Raw genomic sequence first — 18,226 nt, forward strand, 5'->3', positions numbered from 1 at the left:
CCCACGGCCTGCAACGACCTGGGGGTTTGCGGGCTCCCGTCCGTCACCGCAACGTCTACAATAGCAGACCTGCGGCGCTTCGACTTACAAGGGGGAGTCTCCGCGAGCGAGGTGAGAGTTGGATTCGCGGAGGCTCCCCCTCACCCGGAATCCGCGCTGCGCGCGCATTCCGACCTCTCCCCGCAAGCGGGGAGAGGTGAAGAATCAGGCTGCGACGCGCTCGCTTCGGTCAACCAGCGCCGACAGCTGCCTCGTGTCCGCAACCACGCGCACGGCCAGGGGCTCGTCGCGGCCGCGGATCGCGACCTCCTGCTGCGGCAGCGCATCGTCGGCAAGGCCCGCGGTACGGCGGACCTCCTCCGAGACGATTGCTTCGCAGGCCAGTGTCTTGGTCATGTCCTGGAGCCGGGCGGCGACGTTGACGGCATCGCCGAGCGCGGTGAAGACGATGTGATCGCGATAGCCGATGTCGCCGATGATGACCTCGCCGCCGTGAATGCCGATGCCGAAGCGGATCGGCTGGCGGAGATCGTGGCTCAGGAGCTCGTTGAGCTCGTCGATATGCATGGCGATGCCGGCGGCAGCCTTCAGCGCTTGCCGGCAGGCGGTCTCCGGATCGGCTGACAGCCCGAACAGCGCCAGCATGCCGTCGCCGACGAACTGGTTCGGCTGGCCGCCGTTCTCGATCACGGCTCGCGAGACGGCGCCGAGGAAACGGTTGACGATGAAAACGGTGTCGAACGGCAGCCGCTTCTCGGCAAGCTGCGTCGAACCGCGCATGTCCACGAACAGGCTGACGAGGTAGCGCTCCTGGCCGATTCTGGCTGATGTCGAGGCCTGCCCGTCCGCCGAATGTGTGTGGGGCGTGAACAGCTGGAAGAAGGAGAGGTCGGAGTCCGGCCGCAGCTGGCAGGCAAGCCGGATCGAGGGATCGGCAGTGCCGACGCGCGCGAGCACGAAGGCCTCGCGCTGCGACGGCTCGGGCAGGGCGGCATGGTCACCGATGATGCGGATGCGGCAGGTCGAGCAGCGGGCGCGGCCGCCGCAGACGCTGGCATGCGGCACATTGTGGCGCAGGCTCGCCTCCAGCACGGAGAGACCCTTCGGCACGCGCACCGTCTTGCCGTTGCCGTAGGACAGCGCGATCATGCCGCGGCGCCGCTCGCGCAAGGCGCGCACGCCGCGTGCCGCCAGCGCCAGTCCGAGCAGGCCGACATAGCCGATGGTGAGGCCGCCGGTGATGCGGTCGAGCGTCGCCGCTTCCGCGGTCGAGCCGAGCTGGCGGCGGGTGAGATTGTGCGTGCGCCATTCGCCGTCGTCGACCTCGACCTGGACGCTGCGTCCGCCCTGGTAGACGCCGAGCAGCGACAGCGTCGGGATCAGCACGGCGGCGGCGAGCAGATAAGGCGCGGCGCGCGCGAAGAACGGTTTCAGGCGCAGCCAGAAATAGATGCCGATGCAGCCATGGACCCAGGCGATGATCAGCAGGACCGTCATGGTCCAGATCCGGTTCGAGGTGACGAAGAACAGATAGAGTTCCTGCGGATAGAGTTTCTGGTGCCCGTACAGCGTGTAGCCGAGCCGGACGCCGATCACATGGGCCATGACGAGGGCGGGGATGCTCAGGCCCAGCACGAGCTGGAGCGGCTCGATCGTCCGCCAGCGGAACTGGCGGCGCTGATAGAGCGCGTAGATGCCGAGCCCCATATGCGTGAGCGCGGCCGTATAGAACACGATCGCGATGGGGAGGAACCGCCAGAACGCCGTGTGATAGTAGACCCCGATCTCCATGGCATCGACCGAGATGTTGCCGAGCGCATGGTTGAGGAAATGGCTCACCACGTAGGAGAACAGGATGACGCCGCAGACCAGCCGAACCTGCCGCATGCTGGTCGCGCGGGAAAGTTCGGACAATCGTGAGGATGCAGTGGCCATGATTCGGTTGTATCAGTTCATGAAGGAGAACAGCCAGCGTAGCGTTTAATTCCAGGGGCGGACAGCTGGCCTGATCACATGCGCGGCAAGGTTACCGAACCGTAGGGTGGGCAAAGGCGCGCGCCACACCCACCGCTGTCGTCCCGGACAAGCGCCGCGAAGCGGCGCGCCGATCCGGGATCCATAGCCACAGGATCGGATTTGACGAAGACTCGTGGTTACCAGTTCGCGCCAAGACTTCTCCCTGTGGCTATGGGTCCCGGGCTCGCGACTTCGTCGCGCCCCGGGACGACATCGGTGTTTGCGGCACCACCCCCCGCATTGACTCCCCCTCCCAGGTTGGCGAAAAGCGCGGCCGTGACGACAGCCCCTGATATCACCGTGTCCCCAGCCGGCGCCGCGCGCCGGCCCCTCGTCGTGGCCGTGCTCGTCATCGCCGCGATGACGCTGCTGCGGATCGTCTACGCCTCCGCCGTCGAGCTGCGCACCGACGAGGCCTATTACTGGACCTGGTCGAAGGAGGGGGCGCTCAGCTTCCTCGATCATCCCCCCATGATTGCCTGGTTCATCCGTTTTGGCACCGCGATCTTCGGCGACACTCTGCTCGGTGTTCGTTTCGGCGGCATCGTCGCGATGCTGGTGACGCAGCTGCTGCTCGCCGATATCGTCCGCCGCCTCACGCATGATGCGCGCGCCATCATGTTCGCGGTGCTGATGCCGGAGGCTGCGCTCTATTACGGCCTGCTGATGGCCAAGGTCGCGCCGGACGTTGCCATGATCCCGTTCGCGGTGGCGATGATGTGGTCCCTGGTGCGGCTCGCGCAGGGCGGCGATGGACGCTGGTGGCTGGCGGCGGGCCTGTTCGCCGGACTGTCGATGCTGTCGAAATTCACCGCGATCATGTTCGCGCCGGCGGTCGCCGCGTTTCTGCTGGTGCCGGATTGGCGCTGGCGCTGGCTGCGCAGCCCTTACCCCTATCTCGCGGTGCTGATCGCGATTGCCGTGTTCTCGCCGGTGCTGATCTGGAACGCGCAGCACGACTGGGCCTCGTTCCGTTTCCAGGGTGTGCGGGCCACCGCCAATTACGGCATCTCGCTGCGCACGATCGGCGACTACATCGGCCTGCAATTCGGCCTGGTCGGCTTCGTCATGCTGCCGGTCGTGCTGTCAGGCCTCGTGATGACGGCGTGGCGCGGCTATCGCACGCGCGAGCCGATCGCGATCCTGCTGTCCACCGCGGTGCTGGTGCCGTTCCTCTATTTCTTGTTCAAGTCGACGACGCTCAGGGTCGGCGACACCTGGCCGATGTTCATGTGGCCGGTCGGCTTTGCTGCCGCTGCGGTCAACCTCGTCATGCTGTCGCGCGAGCACTGGTCGGCGCGGATGATCCGCTCGAGCATTTTCTGGCTCAACACGGCGGTCGTCTCCGGGATCGCCTTCGTCGTCATCGTATTCCTGTACTACGTCGCCGCGCCCTGGAATCTGCTCGGCAAGATCGACCCGATCGGCGCTGAAGCCGGCTACGAGCAGGTAGCTGTGCGTGCGCAGGCCGCGCTCGATGAGACCGGCGCGACCTGGATCGCGACCACGGACTATCGCACCTACGCGATGATGCGCTGGCTGTTCAGGGGCCGCGTGCCCGTCATCGAGATCAACGAACGCGGCCGCTTCCAGGATTTTCGCGATCCCGGCATGGATCGGATCAGCGGGCATGCGGGTATCTATGTGGGCCGAGAGCCGGACAATCGCGCACCGGTGTGGGGATCGATCCCTGCGAAGCGCGAGCAGCTCGGCCAGGTCGAACGTCGCTGGCGCGGCGTTCTGACGGACACCTATGTGGTTGAGAAGCTCACCGGTTGGACGCCGGAACTCTCGCCGCCAACGGATTCACCGCTGTTTCAATGGCGGGTGCTGGCGGGGGAATTCGAGAAGCGTACGCTCGCCTAGCGAGGCACCCTTCTTCCCTTGCGGGAGAAGGGGTTGACCACCACCGTAGCCAAGCATTGCAGATGTCCCAAATGCAATCGAGGCCACGCGTTGAAGCGGCTTGGCGTGGCATGATAACAACATAGAGCAGAAATCTGAGCTGATCGCTTAGCTGCAACCAGCATTTTTCCCGACATTCACAGGCCGCCATCCCAGATTACCACCCGCTCAAGCAATTAAGCCACTAAGCTGGAGCTATCGTGACGAAACATATTTTCTCTTATTGATATTATCTACGGGGATAGGACATGTTTGATGTCTATCGCAATGGCAAGCGGGACTTCCTCGTCGTCAGCAACGGCTCTCCGATGCCCGCGCTCTACTCTTCCAACAAATGGCGCAAGAGCAGAGCGAGAGTTCTCAAGGTCAGCGACGAGATCAAGGCAGCCGTCCAGGAGCGAGGTTATTATCTTGGCAGCGTGCGAGTGACCAAGAAGGACCTGATCCACACCGAGTGCAGCGTTGCCGATACGACACCGGGCAATCTCTGAACATCCGGCCGACTAGGCCGCCAACCGCACCAGCCCGGCCTCAGTCACGACGATGTCTTCCTCGATTTGCCGGATCGTACTCCTGCAGTCGATCCCGGTACATGCATCGAGATCTGCGATAAGTTTGCGACGCTGTGTTCGAAGCTCATCAAGAGCTGCTTGGTCCCTGAGGGAAATGTAGCCCTCCACGATCAGCTCAATTGCACCTGCCGCCATCAAACTCCCCACGCCTTGTTAGCCCCGTCAAGGCACTCCCGACCAGGCGAGGATCGAGCGTGCCAATTGGTTACGCGGCTCAATCCCGCGCACTGAGTTCTTCCAGAACAACGCGCCTCCGCAGCTCGTGTGCAGCAGCGGTCAATTGAGACCCTGCGATCAGCCCGAGCCGCTTCAATCTTGAGAGAGCGACGGGGTCACACAGCTCGATGGAGAGCCCGGCTCCCAATATCGCAATGGCGCGTTGCTCCTCCGCGTCGAGATCAGTCCATGGGATGCCCTTCATCACCGGCCTCAAATCGTCCAGTGCACCTCAAAATCCAAACGCGCGCCTGATTTGCCGCAGCATATCCATGGCCGCGTCGGTGTACCGACCGTTGGTCAGGTATCGATCCAGTTGCAGTGTGCTGATCAGCGCCACAAGCGCTGCCATTAAGCCCTTAAACATTGGGCCTCTCCTGAAAGAGACCGCCAACCGGGCGTGTCGAAATATTGAGCCGTTCTCAGAATGCGCGCCGCATATGGCGGCCTAATATGCAAATGGTGACATCGACTGGTAACCAGTTTCTTAACGGGTTGATGCGCCGTGGTATGGGGCGGCCAGAGGCTGACTTAAAAGCGACGACTTGAATTGCCGCCTCCTTGTGCTCAGTTGCCATTAACCGCGGCACATAATCCTCCAATACTCGAAAGGGCTAACTCGATAGTTCGCTTGCGAGGCGCGGCTTGACTGAGCAAGGTCATTTTACCGGACAATTGCCCTTTAACCCCGTCCGGGTCTGCCTCAGATCAGCCGGCGAGGGATGATATTCCTCTCGTTGGCTCGATTGGGTGGCATCAGCTGCTCGGAGCCTTTCGTGTGGTCCTTTGCTGTTGCGGCACTGTTCCTGGCGCTGTTGGTGTTTGGTGCGGTCGGGTTTATCATTGTCAGCTTCGACTTTCCCGATGAACCGCGAGCTTAAGCTTCGCTCATTCAGACGGCGCGCCATGTGTCGGTCCGGCGAATGGCGCGAACGATGGCGCGAATAGCGCCGCTACTCCTCGTCCTTCTTCCGCAGCAGATCCGTCGCGAGGTCCGACAGTTTTGGCGGCGGCAGCGCCGCGAACGGCAGCGGCCGCGTCACGTCGATCGCGGCCAGACCCAGCCGCGCGGTCAGCAATCCGTTCAGCACACCTTCGCCGAGCCGCTGCGACAGCTTTGCCGCGATCCCATGGCCGAGCATCTGCTGCACCAGGCTGTCGCTCGCGGCCATGCCGCCGGTGATGGCGAGATGGGCGATCACGTGGCGGAGCAGGCGGATCATGCCAAGCGCGCCGGGGCGGCCGCCATAGAGAAAAGCGAGCTGACGGATCAGGCGCAACGCGGCTACGAACACGAACAATACGTCGATCGCCGCGCGCGGCGAAACTGCGGTCACGATCGAGACCTTTTGCGCGGCCGACGACACCAGCCGCCGCGCTTCCGCATCCAGCGGCGACATCAGTTCGCGCTCGGCAAGCCGGATCATGTCGGCGCCGTCGATGATCTCGCCGGTGTGGCTTTCCAGCGTCGCGCGTGCGCGGGCGAGCTGCGGGTTCTGGTGCGCGATCTTCAGCAGGTCCTGCACGATCACGCGGCTCTCCTTGCGATCGTCGCTGGCAAGGACCGCGGCCGCGCGCGCATGCAGCTTCTCGATGGTTGCAAGGCGCGCCAGACCAAAGGCCTCGCGCCCGATCACCACCGCGAGCGCCAGTGCGGTGACGAAGGCGAATGCGAGGCCGACGAAGCCGAGCGTTTCGCTGCGCGCAAACAGATCCTCGATCAGACGGACCACGCCGAGCCCGGTGCCGAGCAGCGTCAGCCCGCCGAGCCCGGACCAGAACAGCGTGCCCCAGGGAAAGCCGCGACGCACCGGGAGCGCGGCCTCGATCGGCACCGGCAATGCCTGCGGATCGTGCTCGGGCGTGATCTGGATCGTGGTGCGGCCAAGCCGCGCCGCTTCGTCGGCTTCGGTGACGACGACGCCGGGATCGTCGAGCCGGAACGTCGCCGGCCGCCGCGGCTTGGATCGGTCGTTCATGACAGCTTGTCTCCGATCAGGAACTGCAGGGCACGGTCGAGGCGGATGTGTGGCAGCGCCGGCTCGTCATTGCCCTCGCGTTCGAGCTTTGGCGGACGGAAGCGCAGGAAGCGAAAATCGCTCTTCTCGGCGGCCTCGGTCGCGAGGCCCCGGAATGCGTCGGTGCCGTTGAACAGCGCCTCGGGGTCCGGCGGCAGGTCACCCGGAAAGGTCGCAACCTCCGTGTTGCCGTCAAAAAACTCGCCGCCTGCGCTTTCGCCGGCCGCCGGCGTTCCCAGGATCGACGGCAATTTGTCGCGGCCATGCGCGACCTGGGCCTCGCGCGTGGCGCGAACGGCGGCGAGCGCCACCACGTCGATCTCCGCGCCGGTATCTTCCGCGCGCACCACCGCGCGGGTGACCGCGCGGCGCAGCACCGCCTCGAGCCGGTCGTGACTGGAATGATGCAGATGGTCCGCCTTGGTCGCCGCGAACAGGATGCGATCGATACGCGGCCGGAACAGGTTGGAGAGGAACGTGCTGCGGCCGATGCGGAAGCAGTCGAGAATTCCGGCAAGCGCGGCTTCGAGATCGTGCAGCGCTTCGGGGCCGGAGTTGAATGCGGCGAGCGCATCGGCCAGCACGATCTGGCGATCGAGCCGGGCAAAATGATCATGGAAGAACGGCCGCACCACGACGTCCTTGTAGGCCTCGAAGCGGCGGACCATCATCGCCCACAGCGAGCCGTCCGGTGCTTGGCCGCCCACGGGCACGTCGAGCGGTGCAAAAGTCAGCGCCGGCGTGTCGGCGAGATTGCCGGGCATCAGGAAGCGGCCGGGCGGCAGCAGGCTCATCGCGAACCGCTCGTCGCGGCAGGCGCGCAAATAGCCGGTGAAGAGCTTTGCCGCGGTGAGCGTCGCCTGCTCGTCCTCGCGCGCCTCGGGCTTGAGCGTCGCGAGATGCGCGTGCCAATCCCCCGCAAGATGCGCGCGCGGCGCCTCGCGCGACAGCGCGAGGCTTTCGGCCGACCATTGCTCATAGCTCTTCTGGAGCAGCGGCAGGTCGAGCAACCATTCGCCGGGATAATCGACGATGTCGAGCGTCAATGTGCGATCGGCGCCGTTCTGGCGCTGATAGTCGATGACGAGCCTGAGTTCGCTGATGTCGACGGTCGAGTTCGGCCAGCGCCGCTCCTCGAGCAGCGCGCGCAAATGGTTCTCATAGGCGAAGCGCGGCACGGCGTCGTCCGGCTGCGGCGCCAGATGCGCCCGCGCGATCCGGCCCGAGGCATAGGCCTCGAACACCGGAAAGCGGCCGCCACGGGTGAGGCCGTGGATCAGCGCGGTGATGAATACGGTCTTACCGGCCCGTGACAGGCCGGTGACCCCGAGACGCACCGTCGGGTTGAAGAAGTGCTCGCCATAGTCGATCAGCGCCCTGGCCGACAGCCGCGCTTCTTCGACCATATCCTGGAAACTGAATGCCATATGAACGTGATTGATCTCGGGGCGGGCGGAACAGTGAAGCCGTTCACAAAAGTGGCAATTGCGTAGGGAAAATCAAGCTTCATACTTCCACCGCCTTTGTCGGCAAATCAGCCGTTTGAACGATGCGCCGATCGCGAAAGACCCTACAAGAGGGCATTGTCTGAGCCTTGCGGATTGCCATGACCGTCTTCCAGCTGAAACAGCTCGCATCCACCTCCGTCCACGCCGCGGCCGACGCGATCGGCTGGAACTACGACCGTGCCGAATTGATCGCGGACGGCGTGATCCACGCGATCGGCGTGTTCTGCGGCATCGTCGCCGCCACGGTCCTGGTGGTGCTGACGGCGGTTTATGCAGACGCCACCAACATCGTCGGGGTCTCGATCTATGTCGCCGGCCTGCTCTCGATGCTGGTGCTGTCGGCGACCTATAATCTCTGGCCGGTCTCGCCGGCCAAATGGCTGCTGCGGCGGTTCGACCATTGCGCGATCTATCTGCTGATCGCGGCGACCTACACGCCGTTCATCCTCGAGGTGAGGGACAGTGTGTTCGCGCTGGTGCTGCTCGGCGGCGTCTGGTGCGTCGCGATCCTCGGTATCGTGCTGAAACTTCTCTACCCCGGCCGGTTCGACCGCGTCGCAGTCGGAATCTATCTCGCGATGGGCTGGAGCGGCGTGATGGTCTACGACGCCGTGGTCAAGGCGCTGCCTGCGCTGGTGCTGGGCTTCATCCTTGCGGGCGGCCTGCTCTACAGCTTTGGCGTGATCTTCCATGCCTGGCGGCGGCTGCGCTTCCAGAATGCGATCTGGCACGGCTTTGTCTTGGCCGGCGCGGCGTGCCATTATACCGCGGTGCTCGACCTCGTGTTGAGCTGAGCGAGATCCGCGAAGCGGAATAAGCGAAGCGGTATAAGATAGCGAAGCGCTATCCGAAAAGAGAAGCGCTACAAGACAAAGAGGAGACGTCGCATGCAGGTGACCGGCAAGGTCGTGGTCGTCACGGGCGGCGCAAACGGCATCGGCAAGGCGCTGTGCGAGGCCTTCCACAAGGCGGGTGCCGCCAAGGTCGTCGTCGCGGACATGGATGCCGCCAATGCAAGAGCCGTCGCCGCCACGGTGGATGGCGCGGCCTTCCGATGCGACGTCGCGCAGGAAAAGGAGGTCGCCCACGTCATCGAGGAGACCGAACGGCAGTTCGGCCCGATCGAGCTGTTCTGCTCCAATGCCGGCATCGGCGGGGGCTTCGATCCGATGTCGGTCAATGCCGGCGGCGCCTCCGACGAGCCCTGGCAGCGGAGCTGGGCGATCCATGTCATGGCCCATGTCTATGCGGCGCGGCATCTCATTCCCCGCATGAAGGCGCGCGGCGGCGGCTATTTCCTCAACACCATCTCGGCCGCGGGCTTGCTGTCGCAGGTCGGAAGCCCCGCCTATTCCACCACGAAGCACGCCGCGGTCGGCTTTGCCGAAAATCTTGCGATCTCGCACAAGGCGGACAATATCAAGGTCTCGATCCTCTGCCCGCAGGGCGTCGACACCAACATGCTGCGCTCGATCCCGAAGGGTCCGCAATCCGGCGATGGCGATCTCACGCCGGAGCAGGTCGCGAAAGACGTGCTCGCCGGCCTCGAGCAGGAGACGTTCCTGATCCTGCCGCACCCCCAGGTGCTCGGCTACATGCGCAAGAAGACCGAGAACTACGACCGCTGGATCGGCGGCATGGCCAAGATCCAGGCGAAGATGCGGGAGGAGTTCGGGAAGTAGGGTAGGCTGGTGCCACCCGCACCGCTGTCATTCCCCGCGGAAGCGGGGAATCCAGTACGCCGCGGCCTATCGAGGAATCACGGCCGTTTCTGGAATACTGGATCGCCCGCCTTCGCGGGCGATGACACCGAGAGCGGGGCTACGCTGCCGGCTCCCCCTCATCCTCCATCCGGCTCTGCCGCAGCGCCCGCGCATAGAGCATCATGCCCTCGCGCACCGTGCGCTGCTCGGCCTCTGTCAGCGCGGCCAGCGCGCCGCGCACCTGTTGGCGGCCGAACGCGTGCAGCGCCTCCAGCGTGCGCCGGCCCTTCGCCGTGAGCGACAACAGCTTGCTGCGCGCATCGGCTTCGTCAGGCGTCTCCCGCAGCTCGCCGCAATCGACCAGCTTGCGCACCATGCGGCTGACGCTGGATTTCTCCAGGCGCAGGAAATCGCCCAGCTCGCCTGAATTCATCGGTCCGCGGATCCCGATCTCCAAAATGGTGTGCACCGCCGAGGGCGGATAGTCCGAGGCTGCCACCGTCGCGTCCATGAAGCCGAGCTCCCGCACCATCAACCGCGAGGCGGCGCGGATGTCGTCGATCAGCGAAGGCTCGGTCATGCTTGACTCACCGCATATAGTTGTATCATACAACTATATAACTATATGCGCGCAACGTCGCGCGCAAGCGTTTTGGAGTGACCCATGAGCGGAACTTTGCCGGCCGGGATGCGGATGAGAGGCAAGGTCTGCCTCGTCACGGGCGGCGGCAGCGGCATCGGCCGCGCCACGGCGCTGCGGATGGCCTCGGAAGGCGCCGAGGCGATTGTCGTCGCGGGACGGCGGGAGGCCGAAATCGAAGCCACCGCAGTCACGTGCCGGGAGCTCGGCGCTGACGCGATCGCGATCCAAACCGACATCACGCAAGAGGATGACGTCGAACGTCTGGTTCGCACGGCGGTCGAGCGCTGCCGCCGGCTCGATGTCGCCTTCAACAATGCCGGATTCCAGGAGCGCCGCGCGCCGCTGGAAGAGCAGGGCACGGAGATCTACGACACGGTGTTCGACACCAATGTCCGTGCGCTGTTCTTGTGCCTGCGCCATCAACTGCCGGCGATGCTGGCGCAGGGCCGCGGCAGCATCGTCGTCAACGCCTCCGTCAGCGGCGTGCGCAATCCCAATCCCGGCTTCTCGCTCTACTCGGCCTCGAAGGCCGCCGCGATCTCGCTGACACGCTCGGCCGCGATGGAGAATGCCCCGCGCGGCATCCGCATCAACGCCATCGCGCCCGGCCGCGTCGTCACCGACATGATGCTGCGCGCCGGCGTCGGCGATGTCGCAACCGTCAGTGCGGGCCTGCCGCTGCGGCGGATGGGGAGCCCGGAGGAAGTGGCGGAGGCCGTGGTGTGGCTGTCGTCCGACGCGTCATCCTATGTCGTCGGGCACGTGCTGGCGGCGGACGGGGGATTTTTGGCGTCCTGAGCCGAGTATGGCTCCAGTCTAGTTAGGTGCCGACTTTTAGCCAGCCGTTGTCGCGAACATCCAATCACCTTTACCCGTCAATATCCGAGTTGTGTTGGTGATACCACCTGGGGTAGTTATCGAGTAAGACAAAAATCCGGGGGGAAGAGGTGAGCATCCAGGTTCGTGACGGAATCGCAAAGCAAATTTCAGAACTAGCTAAGGAATATCCAGGCCTAGCCAAGGCGCGGGACAACCTTTTTGTTCTTTGGTTTCTCCAGGCGTACGTGCTGGGCGAGGAGACTAGCGATATAGATCAATATGTTTGCGGCTTTCGCGGCGACGGTGGAATCGACGCTATCTTCGTAGATGGTCAGGCTCGAATGGTTCATCTCGTACAAGGAAAGCTGCGGCAGACTTTTGGCAAAGTCGAACCTAGTCACGACATAGATAGGTTTGTGAGGGACTGCGCAATCGTATGTTCCGCCGACAAAGAAAAGCTGAATGTCTTACTGTCGCAGGTAAATGCACTCAGCAAAGAAAAAATAAAGCAGGCGGCGAAACGTATTGCTTCTGACGGTTATGAGCCGCGGCTCTATTACGTCACGACTGGTAAGGTCTCAAGGCAAAAAGGCGATCGATTTAGATCGGATGCGCGAGTGCATATCAGGAATGGTATTCTCGATATAGTAGGCTCGGATGAGCTTGAATATGTCTATCCTGACTTCCGAGATGGTATTGCGCCGCCTGTGCCGTTGACAGCTCTGGATGTCGAAGCCGGATCGACAGTAATTGATCGTGTTGATCCTGCATCTAAAATACGTTCTTGGATATTCCCGGCGGAGGTCCGATCCGTCTCGGCGCTCTACGAATTGTGCGGGACGCGCCTCTTCGCCAAAAATATTCGTGGTTATCTTGGCGAAAGCACCAGCATTAACAAAGCAATGGCTCAAACGCTGCATGGGAAGCCAGATGAGTTCTTCTATTTAAAACAACGGAATCACAATTATTTGCAGTCGAGCTGAATACATCAGGAGCGATGCTAACAAGATTCAATTGTCCAACGCCCAGGTCATTAATGGGCAGCAAACTGTCAGAACTATCTTTGAGCAAAGCAGCAAGCCGAAGGCAACGGTTCTCGTCAAAGTCATGCAAGTACCGCAAGACAACTACTCCAATTTCGTCTCGAGGGTGGTGCAGGCGACTAACTGGCAGAACGCCATTAAGCACTCGGACTTGATAGCTAACGACGAGCGCCAAATTCATATACAAAAAGAGTTTCGTAAATTGCGGTATCAATACATCCGCAAGCGACAATCAAAATCGGAGGCGCGTCGGGAGGCCGGGCGCACAACGAAGCAGGTAAAGAGAGATGAACTCGCCCAGGCTGTTGCTGCCTGTGAACTAGATCCGCGCGAGATTAGATCCGGTGTCGAACACCTATTCGAGATGCACTACAAGACCCTTTTCAGTCACTCGGACCCGTATTTTTATCTAGTGCGTTGGTGGCTGCGGCGGGCTGCAACTATTCGGGCTAGAGGGGATTCTGATAGAGGCTATGCAAAATGGCTTGTGATGTCGGCGATGTGGGGGCATCTCGCTCCCACGCTGTCGACGCGTGCGAATAGGCAGGCATTTGTCTCGGAATGTCAGCTAGAGAGCGGTAGGCTTTGGGATGCTTTGTGTAAATCGCTCGACAAGATGTATATCGTGACCCACCAATTCTATGTTGCGACCAACAAGAAGAGACAAGAGGGAGAACGACTAGACATTTCTCGATTCTATAGAGACGTCAAAGATTTGCTTACGACCTTTGCGCCCTATTGGCGATCGTCGGCTAACAAGCAGAAGAGGCAATTTACCAAGCAGCTCAGGATCATCGGAAGGGAACTAGATAACGCTTTGGCTGGATAAATGGAATTGTGTTTCGTCTAGGCCACTAACTCTTCGCGTACAGCACCGGCACCGCCGAATCCACGACGACCTCGACGAGGCTCGTCCCGTCGAACGCCATTCCGCGCTTGAGCGCCTCGCCGAGCTCCGCGGCCTTGCTCACCCGCACCGCATGGCACCCCATGCCTTCGGCGAGCCTGACGAAATCGATCCCCGGCAGCTCCAGCCCCGGCACGTTCCTCACCTGCATCACCTGGCTGAACGAGCGCATCGCGCCGTAGCCGGAATTGTTAATGACGACGATGGTCAGCGGCAGCTTTCGTTGCGCGGCGGTCCACAGCGCCTGGATCGAATACATCGCCGAGCCGTCGCCGATCAGGCACACGGTGCGCTGCTTCGGCTTGCCGAGCGCCATGCCGACCGCGGCGGGCAGGGAGTAACCGAGGCCGCCGCTCGCCATGGTGTAGAAACTGTCCTGGCCGCGCATCGGCATGAACTTCTGCATCGCCGGCCGGTGCGAGGGCACTTCCTCGACCAGTGAGGTGCCATCCGGCATCGCCTGCGACAGCGAATGCAGCAAAAATTCGACCGGCAGCGGATCGGCGGCCTGCGGCGCCGGCGGCAGCGTGCGGCCCTTTGGCGCTGCGCGTTTGCTCTCCGGCAGCAAGTCGAGCAGCAGGCTGAGCGCCGGCTTCATGGTCGCGATGATGCTGGTGCCGACGGGCGTTACCGCGGCCGCGTCCGGATCGTCGGTGATCTGAAAAATCGTCGCGCCGCCATCGAAGATCGCGGCATGGCCCTCGACATGGAAGGTGAACACCGGCGCGCCGACGACGACGACGAGATCGTGCTCGCGCAGCGCGTCGGACAGTTGCGCGGGCGAGGCGTGCAGGAAGCCTGCGAACTGCGGATGACGCTCGGGGAACGAGCAGCGCGCGGAGAACGGGCTGACCCAGACGCTGGCCCTGGCCTTCTCGGCCACGCGCACCATCAAATCGACCGCGCCGGCGCGGTCGACGCCGGGGCCGACCACGAGGGCGGGATTCTTGGCTGAGCCGAGCGCGGCGACCAGCGCCTTGATCGCGTCAGGCTCGGGCCCGATCTCGCGGCTGACCTTGCGCGCATCGACCGGTGCGGTCGCATGGGCCCAGTCGTCGATCGGGATCGACACGAAGGTCGGCCCGCAGGGCGGCTGCATCGCGGTGTAATAGGCCCGCGCGATCGCGGCCGGCACGTCCTCTGGCCGGGCCGGCTCGACGCTGTACTTGACGTAAGGCCGCGGGAATTCCGAGGCGCGCTCGGCATAGAGGAACGCCTGCAAGGGCAGGATCGAGCGCGCCTGCTGGCCCGCGGTGATCACGAGCGGCGTCTGGTTGCGATGCGCGGTGTAGATATTGCCAAGCGCGTTGCCGACGCCGGCGGCCGAATGCAGATTGACGAAGCCCGCATTGCGCGTCGCCTGCGCGTAACCATCGGCCATGCCGACGGCGGAGGCTTCCTGCAGCGCCAGCACGTAGTCGATGTCATCAGGCCAGTCGCTCAGGAACGGCAGCTCGGTCGAGCCGGGATTGCCGAACACCCTGTCGATGCCCAGCGAGCGCAGCAGGTCGAGCGTCGCCTGCTTCACGGTGACGGACTTGCTGCCGCTCTTGCCGTTCTTGGCCATGGTTTCCGTCCCCTGTAAATTCCTCATCCTGAGGAGCGCGGAACGCGCGTCTCGAAGGATGAAGGCCCGGCTGGTGGCCTCGCCCTTCGAGACGCGCGCGAAGGGGCGCGCTCCTCAGGGTGAGGGTCTAATAGCGGTGCCTACCACACCGCCGTGCCCTTCATCGTCGGCTGTCCCTCCGCATTCGCGGTCCACAGCTCCAGGCCCGCCTCGGTCTCGTTGGCGTTGATGGAGAACTCCGTGCCCTCGAACAGCGGCTGCACGCCGCGATAGGTGAATTTCTTCGGCGCCTTGCCGTCGTGCAGCTTCGCCGCCATCTCGACGATGAGCGCCGCCTGCAGCGGCCCATGGAAGATCAGGCCCGGGTAACCCTCGACCTTGGTAACGTAGTCGCGGTCGTAATGGATGCGGTGGCCGTTGAAGGTCAGCGCGGAATAGCGAAACAGCAGCACGGGATCGGACACATGCGTCTCGCGGTGCTGCGCCTTGGGCGGCGGGGGCGGGGCCTTGGCACCGGCGGGCGTGCTGCTCGTCATCTCGCGATAGACGATGTCCTGCCGCTCGCGGATAGCAACGCCCCGCGGCGAGGAGATGCTGTGCTCGACCGAGACGAAACACAGCGTGCCGGTCGAGCCGGATTTCACCTGCACATCGGCGATGCGCGAGGTCCGCGTTGATTCATCGCCGACGCGCAAGGGCTGCAGGAACTCGATCTCGCCGCCGGCCCACATCCGGCGCGGCAGCGGCACCGGCGGCAGGAAACCGCCGCGGGTCGGATGGCCGTCGGGGCCGAGCATCGACATCGGAAACACCGGCTGCGCCAGGCACCAATGCACCGTGAACGGCGCGGCATCGCCCGCTTTGGGCTCGCCGACTTCCTGGAACAGCGTCGCGCGCAAGCCCTTGGCGAGCTGCGCGGTGACGATGTCGGTGGCCTCCGTGCTGCGGCCGATCCATTGCCTGAGATGGTCGATGTCGAGCTTCTCGGTCATGACGCCTCGCTCTTGTTATGACTTCCTGGTCGGCCGCTCGCCGATGCCCGGCACAGCGCCGTAAGCGCGGGTCTCGCCGACGATGATCGGCGCCGGCGCGGGATAGCTGACACGTCCCTGCGGCGTATCGACCTCGATGCGGCGCAGATGCGGATGATTGGTGAGGTCGGCCATGGTGTTGACCTCGGCAAACGCGATGTCGGCGTCCGACAGCCGCTTCAACAGCTCGTCGCGCGTCATCTTGCCGAAAATGTTCGCGACCGTCGTGTCGGTGAAATCGCGGTTGCGCACGCGCTCGACCATGTTGGCGACGCGCGGATCGGCCGGCAGGTCGGGCTGGTCGAGCACCTTGACGCACAGCGTCTTCCACTCGCGCTCGCTCTGGATCGAGATCAGGATGTCCTTGCCGTCCTTCGAGGTGAACACGCCGTAGGGCGCGATCGAGGGATGGCGCAGGCCCATCCGCTTCGGCGGATTGCCGGCTTCGGAATTGAGCAGCGGCACGGTGCACCAGTCGGCCATCACGTCGAACATGGAGATGCGGATGTCACAGCCCTTGCCGGTGCGCCCGCGCGCGATCAGCGCTTCCAGGATCGCCGCATGCGCGGTGGCGCCGGTCGCGACGTCGACGATCGACATGCCGACGCGCGAGGCGCCGTCAGGGTTGCCGGTGATCGAGGCGAGGCCGCTCTCGGCCTGGATCAGCAGGTCATAGGCCTTGCGGTGGGCGTAGGGGCCATCGTCGCCATAGCCGGTGATCGTGCACGAGATCAGCTTCGGATAGTCCTTCAGCAGCCGTTCGCGTGAAAAGCCGAGCTTGTCCATCGAGCCCGGCTTGAGGTTCTGGATCAGCACGTCCGCGCTTGCGATCAGCTTCTCGAGCTCGGCGCAGCCTTCTTTCGTTGCGAGATCGACCACCGCCGATTGCTTGCCGCGGTTGAGCCACACGAAATAGCTGCTCTGGCCCTTGGCCGCCGCGTCATAGCCGCGAGCGAAATCGCCTTCGGGCCGCTCGATCTTGATCACCTCCGCGCCGGCGTCTGCCAGCCGCGACGAGCAGAACGGCGCCGCGACCGCCTGCTCGACCGCAATCACCCTGATCCCGTCCAATGCTCCCATGATGCGACCTCAGTACGAGCGGGGCATGCCGAGCACGTGCTCGGCGACGTAGGACAGCACCAGGTTGGTCGAGATCGGCGCTACCTGATAAAGCCGCGTCTCGCGGAATTTGCGCTCGACGTCGTACTCCTCGGCGAAGCCGAAGCCGCCATGGGTCTGGATGCAGGCGTTTGCCGCTTCCCACGACGCATCGGCCGCCAGCATCTTGGCCATGTTGGCCTCCGCGCCGCAGTCGAGCCGGGCCTCGTATTTGCGCGTCGCTTCCTTCACCATCAATTCGGCCGCGCGCATCGAGGCGTAGGCCTTGGCGATCGGAAACTGAATGCCCTGGTTCTGGCCGATCGGCCGGCCGAACACCGCGCGCTCCTTGGCGTAGTTCGTGGCCTTCGCAATGAACCATTTGGCATCGCCGACGCATTCGGCCGCGATCAGGATGCGCTCGGCATTCATGCCGGAGAGGATGTAGCGGAACCCCTTGCCTTCCTCGCCGATCAGATTCTCCGCCGGCACCTTCATGTCGGTAAAGAACACTTCGGTGGTGGCGTGGTTCATCATGGTGCGGATCGGTCGGATCTCGAGGCCGTTGTTCTTGGCCTCGCGCATGTCGACGATGAACACCGAAAGACCATCGGTGCGCTTCTTGCTCTGCTCTTTCGGCGTGGTGCGCGCCAGCAGCACCATCAGGTCGGAATGCTCGGCCCGGCTGGTCCAGATCTTCTGGCCGTTGACGATGTAGCTGTCGTTGCCTTCCTTGCGCGCAAACGTCTTCAGCGAGGAGGTGTCGGTGCCGCTGGTCGGCTCGGTGACGCCGAAGGCTTGCAGGCGCAATTCGCCGCTGGCGATCTTCGGCAGGTACTTCGCCTTCTGCTCGTCACTGCCGTGCCGCAGCACGGTGCCCATCGTGTACATCTGGGCGTGACAGCCGCCGCCGTTGCAGCCGGCACGCTGGATCTCTTCGAGGATCGCAGCCGCGGCGGAAAGCTTCAGGCCCGCGCCGCCATATTCCTCGGGGATCAGCACCGAGAGATAGCCGGCCTGCGTCAGTGCATCGACGAAGGCCTTGGGATAGGCCATCTCGCGATCGAGCTTGCGCCAGTACTCGCCGGGAAACTGCGCGCAGAGCTTTGCGACGGCTTCGCGGATGTCGGCGTGATCTTCGGTGTGGTGTTCTTCACTCATGGCGTTTCCCGTATCTAGC

Annotated in this window: 18 protein-coding genes; 7 read left to right on the forward strand and 11 right to left on the reverse strand. The window is 63.5% G+C overall.

Annotation, left to right across the window (positions count from 1 at the left end):
• Positions 1–204 precede the first annotated feature (204 nt).
• Positions 205–1,935, reverse strand: a complete 1,731-nt coding sequence (locus tag ABIB95_RS43555; protein ID WP_354248759.1) for an adenylate/guanylate cyclase domain-containing protein — start codon at positions 1,933–1,935, stop codon at positions 205–207.
• 441 nt (positions 1,936–2,376) lie between these two features.
• Between ABIB95_RS43555 and ABIB95_RS43560 the strand changes: the two genes are divergently transcribed.
• Together ABIB95_RS43560 and ABIB95_RS43565 are read left to right on the forward strand one after the other, a co-directional pair.
• The gene (locus tag ABIB95_RS43560; protein WP_354248791.1) at positions 2,377–3,882 is read left to right on the forward strand and encodes a glycosyltransferase family 39 protein; all 1,506 of its coding nucleotides are present in this window, start codon (positions 2,377–2,379) and stop codon (positions 3,880–3,882) included.
• 287 nt (positions 3,883–4,169) lie between these two features.
• Positions 4,170–4,412: a hypothetical protein gene (locus ABIB95_RS43565; protein WP_166081584.1), complete on the forward strand. Its 243-nt coding sequence runs from the start codon at positions 4,170–4,172 to the stop codon at positions 4,410–4,412.
• Positions 4,413–4,424: 12 nt separating this feature from the next.
• Here the strand turns inward: ABIB95_RS43565 and ABIB95_RS43570 are convergent, their stop codons facing one another.
• The 5 genes from ABIB95_RS43570 to ABIB95_RS43590 all read right to left on the reverse strand — a co-directional run bounded on the left by ABIB95_RS43570 (position 4,425) and on the right by ABIB95_RS43590 (position 8,154).
• Entirely contained in the window at positions 4,425–4,628 is a 204-nt protein-coding gene (locus ABIB95_RS43570) for a hypothetical protein (RefSeq protein ID WP_354248760.1), read from the reverse strand.
• Between the two features lie 79 nt (positions 4,629–4,707).
• Positions 4,708–4,914: a hypothetical protein gene (locus ABIB95_RS43575; protein WP_071909669.1), complete on the reverse strand. Its 207-nt coding sequence runs from the start codon at positions 4,912–4,914 to the stop codon at positions 4,708–4,710.
• Positions 4,915–4,941: 27 nt separating this feature from the next.
• Entirely contained in the window at positions 4,942–5,076 is a 135-nt protein-coding gene (locus ABIB95_RS43580) for a hypothetical protein (RefSeq protein WP_256461605.1), read from the reverse strand.
• Between the two features lie 586 nt (positions 5,077–5,662).
• Entirely contained in the window at positions 5,663–6,688 is a 1,026-nt protein-coding gene (locus tag ABIB95_RS43585; RefSeq protein WP_354121216.1) for a YcjF family protein, read from the reverse strand.
• On the reverse strand, positions 6,685–8,154 hold the full coding sequence (locus ABIB95_RS43590) for a YcjX family GTP-binding protein (protein WP_354248761.1): 1,470 nt from the start codon (positions 8,152–8,154) through the stop codon (positions 6,685–6,687). The genes ABIB95_RS43585 and ABIB95_RS43590 overlap by 4 nt, the downstream gene beginning before the upstream one ends.
• 179 nt (positions 8,155–8,333) lie before the next feature.
• Between ABIB95_RS43590 and trhA the strand changes: the two genes are divergently transcribed.
• Together trhA and ABIB95_RS43600 are read left to right on the forward strand one after the other, a co-directional pair.
• Positions 8,334–9,029 carry a PAQR family membrane homeostasis protein TrhA gene (trhA, locus tag ABIB95_RS43595; protein WP_028151267.1) on the forward strand — a complete coding sequence of 232 codons (696 nt, stop codon included), beginning with the start codon at positions 8,334–8,336 and terminating at the stop codon, positions 9,027–9,029.
• A gap of 93 nt (positions 9,030–9,122) precedes the next feature.
• Positions 9,123–9,917, forward strand: coding sequence for an SDR family oxidoreductase (locus tag ABIB95_RS43600; protein ID WP_354248762.1), 795 nt, complete (start codon positions 9,123–9,125; stop codon positions 9,915–9,917).
• A 139-nt stretch (positions 9,918–10,056) separates the two neighbouring features.
• Here ABIB95_RS43600 and ABIB95_RS43605 read toward each other — a convergent pair whose 3' ends face one another.
• Positions 10,057–10,518: a MarR family winged helix-turn-helix transcriptional regulator gene (locus ABIB95_RS43605; RefSeq protein ID WP_354248763.1), complete on the reverse strand. Its 462-nt coding sequence runs from the start codon at positions 10,516–10,518 to the stop codon at positions 10,057–10,059.
• Positions 10,519–10,602: 84 nt separating this feature from the next.
• On the opposite strand from ABIB95_RS43605, the gene ABIB95_RS43610 reads away from it, so the two are divergent.
• The 3 genes from ABIB95_RS43610 to ABIB95_RS43620 all read left to right on the forward strand — a co-directional run bounded on the left by ABIB95_RS43610 (position 10,603) and on the right by ABIB95_RS43620 (position 13,272).
• A complete protein-coding gene (locus ABIB95_RS43610) occupies positions 10,603–11,379 on the forward strand; it encodes an SDR family NAD(P)-dependent oxidoreductase (protein WP_354248764.1) in 777 nt (258 codons plus the stop codon).
• Positions 11,380–11,528: 149 nt separating this feature from the next.
• A complete protein-coding gene (locus ABIB95_RS43615; protein WP_354248765.1) occupies positions 11,529–12,383 on the forward strand; it encodes a hypothetical protein in 855 nt (284 codons plus the stop codon).
• 25 nt (positions 12,384–12,408) lie between these two features.
• A complete protein-coding gene (locus tag ABIB95_RS43620; protein WP_354248792.1) occupies positions 12,409–13,272 on the forward strand; it encodes an AIPR family protein in 864 nt (287 codons plus the stop codon).
• A gap of 25 nt (positions 13,273–13,297) precedes the next feature.
• On the opposite strand, the gene mdlC is transcribed toward ABIB95_RS43620, so the two are convergent.
• From mdlC to ABIB95_RS43640, 4 genes are all read right to left on the reverse strand, one after another.
• On the reverse strand, positions 13,298–14,917 hold the full coding sequence (gene mdlC, locus ABIB95_RS43625; protein ID WP_354248766.1) for a benzoylformate decarboxylase: 1,620 nt from the start codon (positions 14,915–14,917) through the stop codon (positions 13,298–13,300).
• Between the two features lie 140 nt (positions 14,918–15,057).
• The gene (locus ABIB95_RS43630; RefSeq protein WP_354248767.1) at positions 15,058–15,909 is read right to left on the reverse strand and encodes an HTD2 family dehydratase; all 852 of its coding nucleotides are present in this window, start codon (positions 15,907–15,909) and stop codon (positions 15,058–15,060) included.
• 15 nt (positions 15,910–15,924) lie between these two features.
• A complete protein-coding gene (locus ABIB95_RS43635) occupies positions 15,925–17,028 on the reverse strand; it encodes a CaiB/BaiF CoA transferase family protein (protein ID WP_354248768.1) in 1,104 nt (367 codons plus the stop codon).
• 9 nt (positions 17,029–17,037) lie between these two features.
• The gene (locus ABIB95_RS43640; RefSeq protein ID WP_354248769.1) at positions 17,038–18,207 is read right to left on the reverse strand and encodes an acyl-CoA dehydrogenase family protein; all 1,170 of its coding nucleotides are present in this window, start codon (positions 18,205–18,207) and stop codon (positions 17,038–17,040) included.
• Between the last annotated feature and the right edge of the window lie 19 nt (positions 18,208–18,226).

Source organism: Bradyrhizobium sp. LA2.1 (assembly GCF_040547725.1).
Classification (GTDB): Bacteria; Pseudomonadota; Alphaproteobacteria; order Rhizobiales; family Xanthobacteraceae; genus Bradyrhizobium; species Bradyrhizobium barranii.